This window comes from Ensifer adhaerens (assembly GCF_028993555.1).
Classification (GTDB): domain Bacteria; phylum Pseudomonadota; class Alphaproteobacteria; order Rhizobiales; family Rhizobiaceae; genus Ensifer; species Ensifer adhaerens_I.
This window is the reverse complement of sequence record NZ_CP118610.1, coordinates 1,680,923-1,698,531: the sequence shown is the minus strand read 5'-3', so window position 1 is coordinate 1,698,531 and position 17,609 is coordinate 1,680,923. Positions and strand designations below refer to the sequence as shown.

The 17,609-nt window shown below is 63.2% G+C and carries 13 protein-coding genes; 5 read left to right on the top strand and 8 right to left on the bottom strand.

The genetic code is table 11. The annotated features are described in order from the left end of the window. Positions 1 to 56 precede the first annotated feature (56 nt). The 3 genes from PWG15_RS08250 to PWG15_RS08240 all read right to left on the bottom strand — a co-directional run bounded on the left by PWG15_RS08250 (position 57) and on the right by PWG15_RS08240 (position 3,283). The gene (locus tag PWG15_RS08250; protein ID WP_275023911.1) at positions 57 to 1,142 is read right to left on the bottom strand and encodes a YcjF family protein; all 1,086 of its coding nucleotides are present in this window, start codon (positions 1,140 to 1,142) and stop codon (positions 57 to 59) included. Next, positions 1,139 to 2,635, bottom strand: a complete 1,497-nt coding sequence (locus PWG15_RS08245) for a YcjX family GTP-binding protein (protein ID WP_275023910.1) — start codon at positions 2,633 to 2,635, stop codon at positions 1,139 to 1,141. Before PWG15_RS08245 ends, PWG15_RS08250 begins: the two co-directional genes overlap by 4 nt. Before the next feature lie 129 nt (positions 2,636 to 2,764). Beyond that, the gene (locus tag PWG15_RS08240; protein ID WP_275023909.1) at positions 2,765 to 3,283 is read right to left on the bottom strand and encodes a SixA phosphatase family protein; all 519 of its coding nucleotides are present in this window, start codon (positions 3,281 to 3,283) and stop codon (positions 2,765 to 2,767) included. Between the two features lie 417 nt (positions 3,284 to 3,700). On the opposite strand from PWG15_RS08240, the gene dksA reads away from it, so the two are divergent. Then, positions 3,701 to 4,120, top strand: coding sequence for an RNA polymerase-binding protein DksA (gene dksA, locus PWG15_RS08235; protein WP_034794589.1), 420 nt, complete (start codon positions 3,701 to 3,703; stop codon positions 4,118 to 4,120). A gap of 141 nt (positions 4,121 to 4,261) precedes the next feature. Here the strand turns inward: dksA and PWG15_RS08230 are convergent, their stop codons facing one another. Continuing rightward, positions 4,262 to 5,266, bottom strand: a complete 1,005-nt coding sequence (locus PWG15_RS08230) for a flagellar biosynthetic protein FliO (protein WP_275023906.1) — start codon at positions 5,264 to 5,266, stop codon at positions 4,262 to 4,264. Positions 5,267 to 5,534: 268 nt separating this feature from the next. Here PWG15_RS08230 and cckA point away from each other — a divergent pair, with 268 nt between their 5' ends. Beyond that, the gene (gene cckA, locus PWG15_RS08225; protein WP_275023905.1) at positions 5,535 to 8,159 is read left to right on the top strand and encodes a cell cycle histidine kinase CckA; all 2,625 of its coding nucleotides are present in this window, start codon (positions 5,535 to 5,537) and stop codon (positions 8,157 to 8,159) included. 101 nt (positions 8,160 to 8,260) lie between these two features. On the opposite strand, the gene PWG15_RS08220 is transcribed toward cckA, so the two are convergent. Together PWG15_RS08220 and PWG15_RS08215 are read right to left on the bottom strand one after the other, a co-directional pair. Then, positions 8,261 to 9,190: a pseudouridine-5'-phosphate glycosidase gene (locus tag PWG15_RS08220; protein ID WP_275023904.1), complete on the bottom strand. Its 930-nt coding sequence runs from the start codon at positions 9,188 to 9,190 to the stop codon at positions 8,261 to 8,263. A gap of 31 nt (positions 9,191 to 9,221) precedes the next feature. Next, the gene (locus PWG15_RS08215; protein ID WP_275023902.1) at positions 9,222 to 10,169 is read right to left on the bottom strand and encodes a carbohydrate kinase family protein; all 948 of its coding nucleotides are present in this window, start codon (positions 10,167 to 10,169) and stop codon (positions 9,222 to 9,224) included. Positions 10,170 to 10,489: 320 nt separating this feature from the next. Here PWG15_RS08215 and recA point away from each other — a divergent pair, with 320 nt between their 5' ends. The 3 genes from recA (at position 10,490) to PWG15_RS08200 (ending at position 15,533) form a co-directional block, all read left to right on the top strand. Further along, positions 10,490 to 11,581 carry a recombinase RecA gene (gene recA, locus PWG15_RS08210; RefSeq protein WP_275023901.1) on the top strand — a complete coding sequence of 364 codons (1,092 nt, stop codon included), beginning with the start codon at positions 10,490 to 10,492 and terminating at the stop codon, positions 11,579 to 11,581. A 229-nt stretch (positions 11,582 to 11,810) separates the two neighbouring features. Beyond that, positions 11,811 to 14,474 carry an alanine--tRNA ligase gene (gene alaS, locus PWG15_RS08205; RefSeq protein WP_275023900.1) on the top strand — a complete coding sequence of 888 codons (2,664 nt, stop codon included), beginning with the start codon at positions 11,811 to 11,813 and terminating at the stop codon, positions 14,472 to 14,474. 204 nt (positions 14,475 to 14,678) lie between these two features. Continuing rightward, complete coding sequence (locus tag PWG15_RS08200; protein WP_275023899.1) at positions 14,679 to 15,533, top strand: AraC family transcriptional regulator; 855 nt, start codon at positions 14,679 to 14,681, stop codon at positions 15,531 to 15,533. Here the strand turns inward: PWG15_RS08200 and PWG15_RS08195 are convergent. Together PWG15_RS08195 and PWG15_RS08190 are read right to left on the bottom strand one after the other, a co-directional pair. Further along, the gene (locus PWG15_RS08195) at positions 15,523 to 16,116 is read right to left on the bottom strand and encodes a demethoxyubiquinone hydroxylase family protein (RefSeq protein ID WP_275023898.1); all 594 of its coding nucleotides are present in this window, start codon (positions 16,114 to 16,116) and stop codon (positions 15,523 to 15,525) included. The genes PWG15_RS08200 and PWG15_RS08195 overlap by 11 nt on opposite strands. Positions 16,117 to 16,138: 22 nt before the next feature. Beyond that, positions 16,139 to 17,353 carry an NADP-dependent isocitrate dehydrogenase gene (locus PWG15_RS08190; protein ID WP_275023897.1) on the bottom strand — a complete coding sequence of 405 codons (1,215 nt, stop codon included), beginning with the start codon at positions 17,351 to 17,353 and terminating at the stop codon, positions 16,139 to 16,141. Between the last annotated feature and the right edge of the window lie 256 nt (positions 17,354 to 17,609).

Genomic DNA, 17,609 nt, shown 5'->3' with positions numbered 1-17,609 from the left:
CGCTTTCACAGGATTCGACTTGAAATCGGGATGCTCTGGTGTCGGCCGAACAGGTCCTATTTCTCACCGATCTCGCTGCCGACGCGCCCGGCGCCCGGGCTTAAGTCGGCCAGGAAATCGCCGATCCCCGGGCGTTTCAAGGCGCGGAACGGCATCGGACGGCAGAGGTCCATCGCCGCAATGCCGATACGCGCTGTCATCAGGCCGTTGATCACGCCTTCGCCAAGGCGCGCCGAGAGCTTCGAGGCGAGGCCGTGGCCGAGCACCTGCTGGATGAGGCTGTCGCCGGCGGCGATCGAGCCGGTAACGGCAAGATGGGCGATGACGTCGCGCATCAGCCGCAGCAGACCGAGCGTGCCAGGACGGCCGCCGTAAAGTTCGGCCATGGCGCGGATCAGGCGGGCGGATTCGTAGAGCACATAGCCGAGATCGACGAGGGCGCGCGGGCTGACGGCGGTGACGATCGAAACGCGCTTGGAGGCGGCCAGAATGAGGCGACGGGCCTCGCGGTCGAGCGGGTTCAGGAGTTCGCGCTCGGTGAGCTCGATGAGGTGCGGCCCATCGATGATTTCGCCCTCGGTCTCCTTCAGCCGCGTGCGGCCGCGTGCCGTTTGCGGATTACCGGCGAGCAGATGGACGAGCTTTGTCTGAGCCGACCGCGCAAGCTTGGTGTTTCCAGACAGGGCGGCATTTTCCGTTTCCGATTTCAGCTTCTGGATGGCGGTAAGCTGCATCATCCCGGAGAGTTCGCGGGCAACGACGATCAGAAGCGCCAGCAGTCCGATCGCGACGACGGCAAGGGCGGAGTAACCAAGCCAGTCGGCGCGGGTGAAGAGATCGCGCAGCAGGCGGTCGACCCAAAGGCCTGCTGCAAGCGAGAGGATGATGCCGAGAGCGCCGATCGCGATCTTGCCGACCGAGAGGCGACGCTTGCGCGGGCTTGCCTCCGGCAACGCGAGCGTCTCGACAGCCAGCGTGGTCTCGCGGAACGGATCTTCCGCATCCGGCGTCAGCACGACATTGTCATCGAAGCTCGCGGGCGAACGCGGGACGCGCGACTGAGGGGCGGCCTGGACGGGCTTCTCCTCGCCAACCGAAAAGGCGCTAGGCCGGCGGCTGCGGCCGTTGCTATCGTCACTCATGCGAGCCGGTCTCCGAACAGAAATTGCATGGCTCGGTCGAGGCGGATATGCGGTACCGACAGTTTCAAACCGCCGCCGGTTTCTTCGAGATGCGGCGGGCGAAAGCGAACGAAGCTCAGCTCCGGCAGCGGGTGGGCGCTTTCGATGAAGGTCGTTCCGCCCGACTGCATCTCGATCGCCTTGAAAAGCACTTCAGGGTCTTCTGGCAAGTCACCGGGAAATATCGCGGTTTTCTTTTCGCCATCAAAGATCTCGCCGTTGATCTTCTCTCCGGCGATCGGGGTGCCGACGATGACCGGCAGCGCGTGGCCGTCGTGGTTGACGGTCGCTTCGCGGGTCGCCCTGACGGATGCAAGCGCCATGACCTCAAGGCCGGCGCCGCTCATGCCAATGCTTTCTGCGGCGCGATCGACCAGGCGCGCGGCGATGCGCTCCAGGCGGTCGTGGCTCTCGTGATGCAGGTGATCCGCCTTGGTTGCGGCGATCAGCACCTTGTCGATCCGGCGCGTCAGGAAGGACGAAAGCCAGCTGTTGGTTCCCGGGCGGAAGCAGGCGAGTACATCGGCAAGCGCCTGCTCGAGATCGAGAAGTGCCTCCGGGCCGTTGTTGATCGCCTGCAGCGCGTCGACCAGCACGATCTGGCGGTCGAGGCGTGCGAAGTGCTCGCGAAAGAACGGGCTCACCACATGCTTCTTGTAGGCCTCGTAGCGCCGCTCCATCATCGCCCAGAGCGAGCCCTTGGGTGCGCGACCATCCGGGAGATCGGGAAGCGGCGAGAAGGTGAGGGCCGGCGATCCCTCGAGATCGCCCGGCATCAGGAAGCGACCGGGCGGGAGGGTCGAGGGAGAGCGTTCGTCGGCCTTGCAGGCCCTAAGATAGCCCGTGAAGCTCTCGGCAAGCCTGCGGGCGCTCGCCTCGTCGGCAACGGCCGTCGGTCCGGCCGAAGCGGCCAGTGTCAGCCACTCGGACGAAAGGGCGCGGCGGCTGGCGGCGCGGGCGCGTGCCACGGCGTTGTTGCTGAACGCGCGGAAATCCTGTGCCAGCAGGGGGAGGTCGAGCAGCCATTCGCCCGGGTAATCGACGATATCGAGCGACAGCCGGCCCGGCGAGAACAGTCGGTTCCAGCCGCTGGCGCTCTCATAGTCGAGCGTGATGCGCAACTGCGAAATGGCGCGGGTCGAGTCCGGCCAGATGCGATCGCGCACCAGCGCGGCAATATGATCCTCGTATTGAAAGCGAGGAACGGCATCATCCGGCTGCGGTTCAAGCCTGACCTTCGAGACCCGCCCGGATCGCACCGGTTCGAACACCGGCAGGCGCCCGCCGTTCAGGAGATTGTGCACCAGCGACGAGATGAAAACCGTCTTGCCGGAGCGCGACAGGCCGGTGACACCGAGGCGGATGGAGGGATTGACGAGACCGGAGGCCCGGTCGGTCAGATTGTCGAGCGCAATCAGGGCGTCGTCTTTGAAACTGGTCAGGTTGGGCGCCAAATCTTGCTCTTTCTTGCGGCGTAGATCCGTGGGTCCTTGCTGGCGTCGTCCGGCAGAACTGTCGCACGCAGGCAGCCACCGCGATATAGGCAATATTTCCCCGGTCGCAACGAGGGCGCGGCAATTCTTCTATTGGTTGGGCAGCAGGATCGAGACCAACGTCGCCAGCTCAGCGCCATCTTTCGGCGCGACGGCGGGCAGGTCGAGGATCGAAAGCGCCGCCGGCGGATAACCATAGGGAAACGCCTCACGTGCGGCGTCGTCGCCGATCAGCCGGCATAGCAATTGCTCGATCATCGGGTTGTGCCCGACCAGCATCAGCGAATTCAGATGCCGATGGGCGTCGATGAGGTCGAAGTAGACCGTTGTCGGTCCCGAATAGAGCGCATCGATATAACGGATATCGAGGTTTTCGCTGACGGTGCGAAAGAACGGCTCGGCGGTTTCGCGGCAGCGCACGGCGGTGGAACACAGGATGCGCTCGGGCCGGATGCCCTGGTTGGCAGCCACCTGTGCAAGCCGTTCCGCATCGACATAACCAACCTCGTCCAGTGCCCGATCAAAGTCGCGTTGCCCCGGCAACGCCCAGCCGGAACGCGCGTGCCTGAGAAGATAGAGGCGAAGGGCCTTGGGGGCGCTGTCTTGCATCGAACAATTTCCGGTGGCTGGCCTGTTGCTTGTTGCGGCAGGGTCGAACGGTGTCTGTCGGGCACGCCTTGCGCATCGCCAGACAGACACCCACCTTTTCCCGGAGGAACCGTAAAGATCAAGCTGGCGGCTGCTTTTTTCCGGGGACCGACGCGCTGCTGCGCTTTGCCGCGGTCGCGATCAGGCGATCCAATGGCGCAAACACATCAGTGTCACTTTTGGACGGGAATGGCTGGATACGGCGGTACACCCAAGCAGGAATTCAAGTTCCAATGTGTAATTTTGATGAAATATTCGTCAGTTAGCCTGAATCGCGAGCAATATTAAAATACGGTTGAGTGTCTCTTCCGAGGCTTGAATCAAGGCTTCCATAGGTCTATACACCGCCGCAATGAGATGTTCTTCAGGAGAATCGCGTTGAGTGAGAAGATCGATCTTAGTACCTTCGTCCTTTCCGAGGACGATGAATTCATGAATGCCAACCACCGGGCGTATTTCCGGGCCAAGTTGAACGCTTGGAAGAATGACATCCTTCGTGAGGCACGCGAGACACTGGATCACTTGGCAGAGGAGAGCGCCAATCATCCCGATCTCGCAGACAGGGCTTCTTCCGAAACGGATCGGGCAATCGAGCTCAGAGCCCGGGACCGCCAGCGCAAGCTGATCTCAAAGATCGACGCGGCGCTGCAACGGCTCGACGAAGGCACATACGGCTACTGCGAAGAAACCGGTGAGCCAATCGGCCTGAAGCGGCTGGATGCACGGCCAATCGCAACCCTGTCGATCGAGGCGCAAGAGCGTCACGAGCGCCGGGAAAAGGTCTACCGAGACGAATAAGATATCCGACTTTCGGAACTGTCTGAAAAAAGGCGCGGCTCAAGCCGCGCCTTTTTCTTTGGACTGTATGCGGAGCGAGGGTGGATCGTTGGCGGGGCGCCAGCTGCGAAATTCGCGGGGCGCCAGTTGTGAAATGGGAAGCTACGGCTTCCGGCCTGCGGAGATATCGGCCAGCATGCGGTTCATCTCTTCTTCGATGGTCGGTTCCTTGCGGCCGCCTTCAGCGCCGGGGGCGCCAAGCGTGGGCTCCTGACGGCCGGATGGCGCCAGCGAACGGCTCTCCGGCGCGACCATGCCCGTCGCGTTGGCGATTGTGCCGGGGCCGCTTACCGTGCCCGGGCCAAGCCGTTGCAGGTCGCCGGTGATCTCCGCATCAAGCAGGCGTTCGAAATCCGAAAGCGCAGTGGCTGGTTCCGGCTGGGGCTGCTGGATGGCCGGGACCGGGCGCTGCAATTGCACAGGCTGCACGGCGATCGGCTGTGCCTGTACTTGCTGCACTGCCGGCGCGGGCCTGTTTACCGAAACCTCGAAGTTCGCCTGGGGCGTCGAGGCGGTTGCGACGGCAGGGATCTCCGGAGCCGGCTGAACGGACGGACGAATAGGCGGACGCTGCTCAACCGCAAGGACGGGTGCGGCGACCGGGCGCTGCTCAGCGACGATGCGCGGCGACGCGACCGGCTCGATACGGGTAGCCGGCTGCTCTTCCGGTCGGGCAATTGGGCGGACCGGCGTGACGGCGGCAGCAGTTTCCGCTTCGAGCGAAGGTGCGGCCTGCTGCGGAATCTCCCGCGTTGCCGGCCGGCTCTCCACCGCCAGCGGTTCCGCAATCTTGCGCTCCGCGACGGAGGCACGCTCCTCGGGCGCACCGATCCGGCTCTCGATGACGATATCCGTCGGACCGCCGATCATGATCAGATGTTCGACGTCATCGCGGCGCACGAGCACCAGACGGCGACGGGTGTCGACGGCGGCGGCATCCAGCACGGCAAGCCGGGGCTGGCGGTTCTTTCCACCGCGAATGAACGGCGAGGAGGGGCGATTTCGCATGATCCAGAGCACGGCCACGAGGCAGAGAAGTCCAATCGCGACGGCTGCGGCGGCGATGACGAACCGGCTGCCATTGTCTGCGATGATCGTTTCCATCATAGGCTGAACTCCTTCTGCCTTTCGAGTGCCAGTATTTGACGGCTTTTTTCGGGCCCGGACAAGGACTGCGCCGACATTCCCTGTGAATTGGCTGCAATGCTTCCGCCGAGGTGCTTTTTGCTGTTATCTCTGATTGTTAAAGATGATTCTTGTCCGAATGATCGAGGGCGTGTCGGCAATGACCGATTCCGCCCGGCGGATCGAGCGGATGCCGGCCGGAAGGGCTGGGCCGCGCCCGCGCGCGGCGCCGGCCGCATAAGAGGACCAGATGACGAAATTGCGGCAGTCAGGCGACTACCAGATGCCGGTTGTTGACCGTGGCGTCAGGCCGGGCACCGTGCTGCGGATCGTTCTGCTCGCGATCGTCCTCACGGTGTCGGCCATCGCCTTCGTGATCTTCAAGAACGAGATGGAAAACGAGATCGTTCTCGGCATCCTCGGCGTTCTTGCCATGGTCGGCATCTTCTTTCTCGTCTCCTCCGTCATCGGCTTCATCGAGGTCATGCCGCAGTCGCGCCCGGATGAACTGGCGCGCGCCTTTCTCGATGCCCATGAGGACGGCACGATCGTCACTGACCGCAAGGGCCGCATCATCTACGCCAACGCCGCCTATGGTGCGCTGACCGGTGCCAAGAGCGCTGCCGGTATCCAGTCGCTCGAAACCATCCTGTCGCGCAATCGCGAGGCGACAGAAGCGATCTACCGGCTGACCAACGGCTTGCACGAGGGCAAGCAGGGACATGAGGAATTCCGCCTGCTGAAGCCGCTGGCGACCAGCACCTCCAGCGGCTCCGGTGCCCACTGGTTCCGCTTGAAAGCGCGGGTGCTGCCGCTCGAAGACAGCGAGCGCAACCCGCTCTACCTCTGGCAGATCGCCGACATCACCGCGGAGCGCGACGATCAGGAGCGCTTCTTCAAGGAACTGCAGAACGCGATCGACTATCTCGACCATGCGCCGGCCGGCTTCTTCTCCGCCGGGCGCAAGGGTGAAATCTTCTACATCAACGCCACGCTCGCCGATTGGCTCGGCATCGATCTGACCAAGTTCCAGCCGGGTTCGATCAGCATCGGCGACCTGGTTGCCGGCGAGGGGCTGACGCTTGTCCAGGCTGTGCAGGCGGAGCCCGGGCTGAAGAAGACCAAGATGCTCGATCTCGATCTGCGCAAGATGAACGGCCAGAGCCTGCCGGTGCGCATGATCCACCGCGTCTCCTCGACGCGCGACGGGGCGCCCGGTGAAAGCCGCACCATCGTGATGTCACGCGAAGGTGGCGAGGACAACGAGCAGTCGGCATCAAGTGCCGCGATGCGCTTCACCCGCTTCTTCAACAACACGCCGATGGCAATCGCCTCGGTCGACGGCAATGGCCGGATCCTGCGTACCAACGCACCCTTCCTGAAGCTCTTCTCCGGCCTCGTCTCACAGGACGACGTCGAGCGCGGGGCGCTGATCGAAGCCGTGGTGCACGAAACCGAAAAGGGCCGTCTGCACGAGGCGCTGGCTGCGGCCAAGGACCGGCAGGGTGATATCGCGCCGATTGACGCGCTGCACCCGACGGATGGAGAGCGCCACTTCCGCTTCTATATCAACGCGGTGATCGACCAGAGCGATCAGTCGCCAGAGGAAGCGGCGATCATCTATGCGCTTGAAATCACCGAGCAGAAAGCGCTCGAGAACCAGATGGCGCAGACCCAGAAGATGAACGCCGTGGGCACGCTCGCCGGCGGCATCGCGCACGACTTCAACAACGTGCTGACGGCGATCCTGCTGTCGTCCGACCACCTTCTTCTGTCGGCTCGGCCGGCCGATCCGAGCTTTGCCGATCTCATGGAGATCAAGCGCAACGCCAACCGCGCGGCGGTGCTTGTCCGCCAGTTGCTTGCCTTCTCGCGCAAGCAGACGATGCGGCCGACGGTCCTCAACATGACCGATGTAATCGGCGATCTTCGCATGCTCGTCGACCGCATGACCGGAACCAACGTCAAGGTCGAGGTGGACTATGGGCGCGATCTCTGGCCGGTCAGGACCGATCTCGGCCAGTTCGAGCAGGTGCTGCTGAACCTTGCGGTCAACGCCCGCGACGCAATGCCCGGGGGCGGCACGATCACCCTTCGAACGCGCAACCTGCCTGCCGCCGAGGTCGCGTCCTTCGGACGACGCGAGTTGCCCGACGACGATTTCGTGATGGTCGAAGTCTCCGACCAGGGGACCGGCATTCCGCCGGAGATCCTCGACAAGATCTTCGAGCCGTTCTTCACCACCAAGGAAGTCGGCAAGGGCACCGGTCTCGGCCTGTCGATGGTCTATGGCATCGTCAAGCAATCGGGCGGTTACATCTACCCGGAATCAGAAGTCGGCAAAGGCACCACCTTCCGCATCCTGCTGCCGCGCCACATCGAGGCGCCCGTAGCGGTCGACGAGACCCAGGTGGCGACAGCTACGGCTGAGGCCGCCCCCACGCCGGTCGTTCCGGCCATTGCAGCACCGGCGGCAAAAGCCGAGGAGCCGGCCGATCTCACCGGAGATTCAGCCGTCGTCCTGCTTGTCGAGGATGAAGAGGCGGTGCGCCGCGGCGGCAAGCGGATGCTGGAGACGCGTGGCTACACGGTCTACGAGGCAGGCTCCGGGGTCGAGGCGCTCGATATCATGGATGAGCTCGATGGAGCCGTCGATATCGTCGTTTCGGACGTGGTGATGCCGGAGATGGATGGACCGACGCTTCTGACCGAACTCAGGAAGAAGTATCCGGACCTGAAGTTCATCTTTGTTTCCGGCTATGCCGAAGACGCCTTTGCCCGCAACCTGCCGGCGGACGCCAAGTTCGGCTTCCTGCCGAAGCCGTTCTCACTGAAGCAATTGGCGGTCGCCGTGCGCGAAATGCTGGACTCGTGAGACCAGCGGTCCGAAACTGAAATCACAAACCCGGCGGACGCCGGACGTGCAAAAGCCCGGCACTTGCGTGCCGGGCTTTTTCGTCTGGTATCCTGTCGGAATTACTTGGCGTTGAGCGCGACGGCGATTTCGCCGGCAAGGCGGGCATTGTTCTCGACCAGCGCGATGTTGGTCTCGAGGCTGCGGCCTTCAGTCATCTCGAAGAGGTTGCTGAGCAGGTAGGGCGTAACCTCCTTGCCGGTGATCTCGTCGTTCTCGGCGTTGTCGAGCGCGCGGGCGATGTAGATTTCCATCTCTTCGCGCGGGATCTCGGCTGCCTCCGGCACGGGATTGGCGACCAGCATGCCGCCTTCGACGCCGAGCAGTTCACGCATGGTCTGGAAGTTGGCGATCGCCGCCGGGCTGTTCAGCATCAGCGGGCTCTTGAGGCCACTGTCGCGCGACCAGAAGGCCGGGAAGACTTCGCTGTCATAGGTGACGACGGGGACGCCGCGGGTTTCGAGCACTTCGAGCGTCTTCGGAATGTCGAGGATCGCCTTGGCGCCGGCGCAGACGACGATGACGCCGGTGCGGGCGAGTTCGTCGAGGTCGGCCGAGATATCGAACGAGAGTTCAGCGCCGCGATGCACGCCGCCGATGCCGCCGGTCGCAAAGACGCGGATGCCGGCACGCGCTGCGGCGATCATCGTCGCGGCGACGGTGGTCGCGCCGGTGCGGCGTTCGGCGATTGCGAAGGCAAGATCGGCGCGCGAGACCTTCATCGCCCCTTGCGTCTTCGCCAGCTCTTCCAGCTTGGCGTCGTCAAGGCCGATGTGCAGCACGCCATGGATGACGGCGATCGTCGCCGGAACCGCACCCTGTTCGCGGATGATCGCTTCGACGCTGCGGGCCATGTTCAGATTGCCCGGATAGGGCATGCCATGGGTGATGATGGTCGATTCCAGCGCCACGATCGGCGCGCCACGCGCCTTGGCGGCGGCGACCTCGTCGGAAAATTCCATCGGCAGGGAGGGAGAAGCGGGTTTGGTCATGGTCTTTCCTTGGGAGTTCTGCTGGCAATTGTCATGACAGCATTTGAGGCACGGGCACAAGAGCCAGCGCCTGTTCGAGATTGGCGGCGGACATCTCTTCGGATGCGGCCAAGGGGGAGCGCAACGTGATTCCGGCGGCTGCGATGCCGTGCCGCAGGCACTCGTCGATGCCGCGCCCTGCGAGGCGCGCCGAAAGGAAGCCGGAGGCAAGCGCATCGCCGGCACCAGTGACATCGGCCAGTGCCGGAAGCGCTGGCGGAACGGCAATGCAGATGCTGTCGCCGTCGAAGGCGACCACGGCGCGGCCGCCGCGTGTGACTACACCGCCATTGAGGCCTGCGCCTCTCAAAAGCGCCGGCCATGCTTCCGCCTCGGCCGCGTCCTTACCGGTGAGCGCCCGTGCCTCGGATTCATTCATGAACAGGAAGGAGAGATGCGAAAGGCACGGCCGGTAGCGGATGACCTTGGCAGGCGACACGGCGATGCCGGCAACCAGGCGCCCATTGCCTGCGGCCGACTGGACCAGCGCGGCAATCGTCTCTTCCGGCAGGTTGGCGTCCGTCAGCACGAGCCTGCTGGTGGCGACGACATCGCGCAACGCTCGGCGCTGCAATTGCCGCGGCGAGAACAGCCGGTAGAGCTCCATGTCGGCGAGCGCGATCACCAGATTGCCGTCGTTTTCAAGGATCGCCGTGTAGCTCGGCGTCTGGCGATCGAGAAAGGTGAGGGGGCTGTCGATGACACCGGCTGCGGCAGCCGCTGCCGTTACCATCTCGCCGGCGGCATCGCCGCCGCGGGTGCTGATCATGCGCACGCCATGGCCGAGGCGCGCAAGGTTGCGGGCCGCGTTGAAGCCGCCACCGCCAGCCTCTTCGAACCAGGTGCCGGGATTGCTGGAACCCGGTGCGGTGGTTCCCGATATGCGGCCGCGCCTGTCGATGTGCGCACCGCCGAAGACGGCGATTTCAGCTTCCGTCATGAATGTTCCTCTGCTTGGCCAGCCGGCCGAAAATTCTGTTGGCTCTCTGCCATTTCGAGGCACGAATCCCAAGTGCCCGACACCGTTGATGTCTTACCGGTGGGCGAATCGACCGAGCCTTGCCGGGAAGGTCTTCAGGGGTGGCGCGCCCGTTTGAGAGCCTATGGTTTCAATCCGTGAACATGAATCGAACGCAAGCAAAATAGCTATTGTTTTTCAATGCATTGTCCTGCTCTTGCAAATACGGAACAAAACATGTACAAAAACTCCTGCGGCGGCTTCATTGCCTCGGTAGCTTCAATAACCTAAAGGTGGACCAAATGGCACAAAACTCTTTGCGGCTCGTAGAGGACAAATCGGTGGATAAAAGCAAGGCACTTGAAGCGGCACTTTCCCAGATCGAACGGTCGTTCGGCAAGGGATCGATCATGAAGCTCGGTGGGAAGGACAGCATCATCGAGATCGAGACGGTTTCGACCGGCTCTCTCAGCCTCGACATCGCGCTCGGCATCGGCGGCCTGCCCAAGGGCCGCATCATTGAAATTTACGGCCCGGAAAGCTCGGGCAAGACGACGCTGGCGCTGCAGACCGTCGCGGAAGCGCAGAAGAAGGGCGGCATCTGCGCCTTCGTCGATGCCGAACACGCGCTCGATCCGGTCTATGCCCGCAAGCTCGGTGTCGATCTCGAAAACCTGCTGATTTCGCAGCCGGACACCGGCGAGCAGGCGCTTGAAATCACTGACACGCTGGTGCGCTCAGGCGCGATCGACGTTCTCGTCGTCGACTCCGTCGCAGCGCTCGTGCCGCGCGCCGAAATCGAGGGCGAAATGGGCGACAGCCTGCCGGGCATGCAGGCCCGCCTGATGAGCCAGGCGCTGCGCAAGCTGACCGCCTCGATCTCCAAGTCGAACTGCATGGTCATCTTCATCAACCAGATCCGCATGAAGATCGGCGTCATGTTCGGTTCGCCGGAAACCACCACCGGCGGCAACGCGCTGAAGTTCTACGCCTCGGTCCGCCTCGACATCCGCCGCATCGGTTCGGTCAAGGAACGCGAAGAGGTCGTCGGCAACCAGACCCGCGTCAAGGTCGTCAAGAACAAGATGGCACCGCCCTTCAAGCAGGTCGAATTCGACATCATGTATGGCGAAGGCGTCTCGAAGACGGGCGAGCTCGTCGATCTGGGCGTCAAGGCGGGCATCGTCGAGAAATCGGGCGCGTGGTTCTCCTATAACAGCCAGCGCCTTGGCCAGGGCCGCGAGAACGCCAAGACGTTCCTGCGCGACAACCCGGACCTGGCGCGCGAGATCGAGACGGCGTTGCGCCAGAATGCCGGCCTGATCGCCGACCGATTCCTCGAAAATGGTGGACCGGAGCCCGACGACGGCAGCGACGACGCCGCCGAGGCGTGAAGCACCAGGAACTGAAGCTTCCGGAGAACCGGTCGTCCCATTGGCGGCCGGTTTTTTGCTGCCGTCTGGACAGTATGATACGTGAACGATAAAAGCCTTTGGTTCCGGCGACAGAGGGCGTTGGAGGGCGTGGCCGTCATGGATGGCCGCGGGGTTTAAGGACAATGGCTTAGTGGCGCGGCAGATGCCGGATCCGGGCCGGAATCGGTGCTTTAGAATAGGACGCAAGATGAGCGGCGTGAATGAAATCCGGTCGACCTTTCTCGACTATTTCCGCAGGAACGGTCACGAGGTCGTGTCGTCGAGCCCGTTGGTGCCGCGCAACGACCCGACATTGATGTTCACCAATGCCGGCATGGTGCAGTTCAAGAACGTCTTCACCGGGTTGGAACAGCGCCCCTATTCGACGGCCGTGACCGCGCAGAAATGCGTGCGCGCCGGCGGCAAGCACAACGACCTCGACAATGTCGGCTACACGGCGCGTCACCACACCTTCTTCGAAATGCTCGGCAACTTCTCCTTTGGCGACTACTTCAAGGAGAACGCCATCGAGCTTGCCTGGAACCTGATCACCAAGGAATACGGCCTCGACGCCAAGCGCCTGCTGGTCACCGTCTACCACACCGACGACGAAGCCTTCGACCTCTGGAAGAAGATTGCCGGCTTTTCCGACGACCGCATCATCCGCATTCCGACGAGCGATAATTTCTGGGCCATGGGCGATACCGGCCCCTGCGGTCCGTGCTCGGAAATCTTCTATGACCATGGCGACCATATCTGGGGCGGCCCGCCCGGTTCGGCCGATGAAGACGGCGACCGCTTCATCGAGATCTGGAACCTCGTCTTCATGCAGTACGAGCAGATCACCAAGGAAGAGCGGGTCAACCTGCCGCGTCCGTCGATCGATACCGGCATGGGCCTCGAGCGTCTCGCCGCCGTTCTGCAGGGCGAGCATGACAACTACGACATCGATCTCTTCCGCGCGCTGATTGCCGCTTCTGAAGAAGCGACCGGCGTCAAGGCCGAGGGCGACCGTCGCGCCAGCCACCGGGTGATCGCCGACCATCTGCGTTCGTCCGCCTTCCTGATCGCCGATGGCGTTCTGCCGTCGAACGAGGGCCGCGGCTACGTTCTGCGCCGCATCATGCGCCGCGCCATGCGCCATGCGCAGCTGCTCGGCGCTCAGGATCCGTTGATGTGGAAGCTGCTGCCGGCGCTCGTCGGCCAGATGGGCCGCGCCTATCCGGAACTGGTGCGCGCTGAAGCGCTGATTTCCGAAACGCTGAAGCTCGAGGAAACCCGCTTCCGCAAGACGCTGGAGCGTGGCCTGAACCTGCTTTCGGACGCCTCTGCCGATCTCTCCGAGGGCGACCAGTTCAACGGCGAGACCGCCTTCAAGCTCTACGACACCTACGGCTTCCCGCTCGACCTGACCCAGGACGCTCTGCGCGCCAAGGGCATCACCGTCGATACCGACGCCTTCTCGGCCGCCATGGAGCGCCAGAAGGCGGAGGCCCGCGCCAACTGGGCCGGTTCCGGCGAAGCTGCGACCGAGACGATCTGGTTCGAGCTCAAGGAAAAGCACGGTGCGACCGACTTCCTCGGCTATGACACCGAGACCGCCGAAGGCGTGATCCAGGCGATCGTGCGCGACGGTGCCGTCGTCGCGTCCGCTGCCAAGGGCGATACCGTCCAGGTGATCCTCAACCAGACGCCGTTCTACGGCGAATCGGGCGGCCAGATGGGCGACACGGGCACGATCACCACGGAAGGCGGCAAGCTCACCGTGACGGATACGCAGAAGCGCGGCGAGGGGCTCTTCGTGCACTTCGCGACCGTTTCCGAAGGTACGGTCAAGACCGGCGACGCCGCCCAGCTCGACGTCGACCACGCGCGTCGCTCGCGCCTTCGCGCCAACCACTCGGCAACGCACCTGCTGCACGAGGCGCTGCGCGAAGTGCTCGGGACCCATGTCGCCCAGAAGGGCTCGCTGGTGGCACCGGAACGCCTGCGCTTCGACGTTTCGCATCCGAAGCCGATGACAGCCGACGAGCTGAAGGTCGTGGAAGAAATGGCAAACGAGATCATCGTGCAGAACACGCCGGTGACCACGCGCCTGATGAGCGTCGACGATGCGATCGCCGAGGGCGCGATGGCACTCTTTGGCGAGAAGTATGGCGACGAAGTCCGCGTCGTCTCGATGGGCCGCGGCATTCACGGCTCCAAGGCCAACCGCGCCTATTCCGTCGAACTTTGCGGCGGCACGCACGTGTCGGCCACCGGTGACATCGGCCTCGTGCGGGTCGTCTCGGAAAGCGCCGTCGGCGCCGGCGTTCGCCGCATCGAGGCACTGACCGGCGAAGCCGCACGCGCTTATCTCAACGAACAGGACGAGCGCGTGAAGACGCTTGCCAACACGCTGAAGGTTCAGCCGGGCGACGTGCTCGGCCGTGTCGAGGCGCTGCTCGACGAGCGCCGCAAGCTCGAGCGCGAACTGACCGAAGCCAAGAAGAAGCTGGCGCTCGGCGGTGGCGGCGAGGCGGGTTCGGCCGATGCTGCCCGCGACATCGCTGGCGTTCGCTTCCTCGGCAAGGTCGTCTCGGGCGTCGAGCCCAAGGACCTGAAGAGCCTGGCTGACGACGGCAAGAAGAGCCTCGGCTCCGGCGTCGTCGCTTTCGTCGGCGTGTCGGGCGACGGCAAGGCGAGCGCCGTCGTGGCTGTCACCGACGACTTGACGTCGAAGCTCAGCGCCGTCGACCTCGTTCGTGTTGCCTCGGCCGCCCTCGGCGGCAAGGGCGGCGGCGGACGTCCCGACATGGCCCAGGCCGGCGGACCGGATGGTGAGAAGGCGGCCGAAGCCATCGAGGCCGTGGCCGTGGCACTGGCCGGCTGATCGGCAGCGACAGAATTCGGAAAGGGCGCCCATTGCGGCGCCCTTTTTATTTGCGGAGATGGCGCTCAGGCATGCCCTCGGCCCCTCCGGGGCCGGACAACGCGGCCGGTGAAAAACCTTGGCCATGTCCGCAGGCAACTCCGCAGGATTTGTCAAATTGATCTATGGTCTACCGATCCGTGAGCAAAGCACGAAAGGTTAGACATGGATGAGCGGGTGGCGTGGGCGACCTATGAAAGGCGTCTGCACAGGGTCAGCGACTATATTTACGGCCACCTCGACGGCGATCTCGACCTCGATCGTCTGTCCGAGATCGCCTGCCTGTCGCCGCATCACTGGCACCGAATCTACCGGGCCGTCCATGGCGAGACGCTGGCGGCAACCGTGAAGCGGCTGCGGCTGCAGCGGGCCGCGGCCGATCTCGCCCAGTCCGATCTTCCCGTCGAAACGATCGCGCAGCGCTCTGGCTACCCCAACCTCCAATCCTTCAATCGCACCTTCAAGGGAGCTTACGGGCTACCGCCGGCGCGCTACCGGAAGGAGGGCAGCCATGTCGCTTTTACAACCGCCTCAACGGAAGGAATTACCGACATGTATGAAGTCACACTCAAGGACGTCGAAGCCTTCGACCTCGTCGGCGTCGCCCACAACGGCTCCTATATGGAGATCGGCAAGGCATTCGAAACGCTCTACGGCACCCTGTTTTCGCGCCAGCTGTTCCGGCCGGACATGGAGATGATAGGCATCTACCTCGACGATCCGGAACTGGTGCCGACGGACAAGCTGCGCTCCTTTGCCTGCGTCAGCGCTCGCGCACCAATGACGACGGAAGCGCCGTTGACGCGCCAGCATCTCGACGGTGGCTGTTACGCCGTGCTTCGTCACAAGGGGCCCTACGCCGACATGCCCAAGGCCTACCAATGGCTCTACGGCACTTGGCTGCCGCAATCGGGTCGTGAGATCCGCGACAGCCTGATGTTCGAGAAGTATCTCAACAACCCCCGTGAAGTGGCGCCGACCGAGCTTCTGAGCGAGATTTACCTGCCACTCAAGAGCTAGAGGCGGCTTTCGCCTGCCGCAAGGCCGTAGCCATCCGGGTGGAATCGCCCCAGGTCGAGAGCCAGATCAACACATTGGTTGAGAAGGAAATGACGGCGCGCAGTGCTTCCGCCAGCGCGTCTCGGTCGTCCAGTTGCGCTTCCGCGTGATGGAGATGGGCCAGTTCCTGTTCGCGGATCGACAGGATGAGGGCGTGAAGCTCGGCATCCTTGCCGGCGAGGAAATGCAACTGATCGTCAAGATGATGATGCACGGCGGCTTCCACGGCTGCCGTGCAGGCCCATGTACCGCGGCGGCCGAGGAGTGCGGTCAGGAATCCGAGCAGCCAACCGCCCCAACTCCAGAATTGCATGATGCGGCAAGGGCGGGAGTTCCGCACCGGCATCGCGCCGTGAAACAGCGCGCAGTGCTCAATCTCGTGGCTGAGCATTTCCGAGAGCATCGCAACGCAATCAGGATAAAGCCTGCGCGCCACCGCGATCTGCGCCGTATAGATGCGGATCGCGCCAAATTCCCCGGCGTGGTTGACTCTGACGATGCGAGCGATCGTCAGGGCGTTGCGCGGGGAAATCGGCGCGATCATTTTCAAGCTCTTTCGAGCCTTATCAGGCAGCCATGGCCTTCTGCAGGTTCTCGTCGATCTTGTCGAGGAAGCCGGTGGTCGAGAGCCACGGCTGATCGGGGCCGATGAGCAGCGCCAGGTCCTTGGTCATGAAGCCGGCTTCGACGGTGTCGACGCAAACCTTCTCGAGCGTTTCGGAGAACTTCGCGAGTTCGGCATTGCCGTCGAGCTTGGCGCGGTGGGCAAGGCCACGGGTCCAGGCAAAGATCGAGGCGATCGAGTTGGTCGAGGTTTCCTCGCCCTTCTGGTGCTGGCGGTAGTGACGGGTCACCGTGCCGTGCGCGGCTTCGGCTTCAACCGTCTTGCCATCCGGCGTCATCAGAACCGAGGTCATCAGGCCGAGCGAGCCGAAGCCCTGCGCCACGATGTCCGACTGCACGTCGCCGTCGTAGTTCTTGCACGCCCAGACGTAGCCGCCGGACCACTTCAGAGCGGATGCGACCATGTCGTCGATCAGGCGGTGTTCGTACCAGATCTTCAGTTCCTTGAACTTCTCGGCGAATTCGGCGTCGAAGACCTGCTGGAAGATGTCCTTGAAGCGACCGTCATAGACCTTGAGGATGGTGTTCTTGGTCGACAGGTAGACCGGAACCTTGCGCTGGATGCCGTAGTTGAACGAAGCGCGCGCGAATTCGGTGATCGAATCGTCGAGGTTGTACATGCCCATGGCAACGCCAGCCGACGGTGCGTCGAACACGTCGTATTCGATTTCCTTGCCGTCTTCGCCGACGAACTTCATCGTCAGCTTGCCCTTGCCCGGGAACTTGAAGTCGGTGGCGCGGTACTGGTCGCCGAAGGCGTGACGGCCGACGATGATCGGCTTGGTCCAGCCCGGAACCAGGCGCGGAACGTTCTTGCAGATGATCGGCTCGCGGAAGATGACGCCGCCGAGGATGTTGCGGATCGTGCCGTTCGGCGACTTCCACATCTTCTTCAGCTTGAACTCCTCGACGCGCGCTTCGTCCGGCGTGATCGTGGCGCACTTGACGCCGACGCCGTGCTTCTTGATCGCGTTGGCGGCGTCGACCGTCACCTGGTCTTCGGTGGCATCGCGGTTTTCGACGCTGAGGTCGTAATATTCCAGATCGATGTCGAGGTAGGGATGGATCAGCTTGTCCTTGATGAACTGCCAGATGATGCGGGTCATCTCATCGCCGTCGAGTTCGACGACCGGATTGGCGACCTTGATCTTTGCCATGAATATGCCTCGTAGCTTATGCGGGACAGCGGGAGCGATGTCCCTTCCTCTCTGAAAAATCCTGTGCCCTATAGCACTCAGAACCGGCAAGGCAAAGCATGCTTGGCTGAAACTTTGGACGGAGGTTGCGACCGGCCGAATACGGGGCTTCGGTATGTCTTTCCGTCTGGGCTTTCAGCGCGACGACCTTGCAAAGATCGCGTCTGCCGCTATGCAGGAAGAACCGGCGAGAGCGGCACGCCTCCAGCGGCGAACG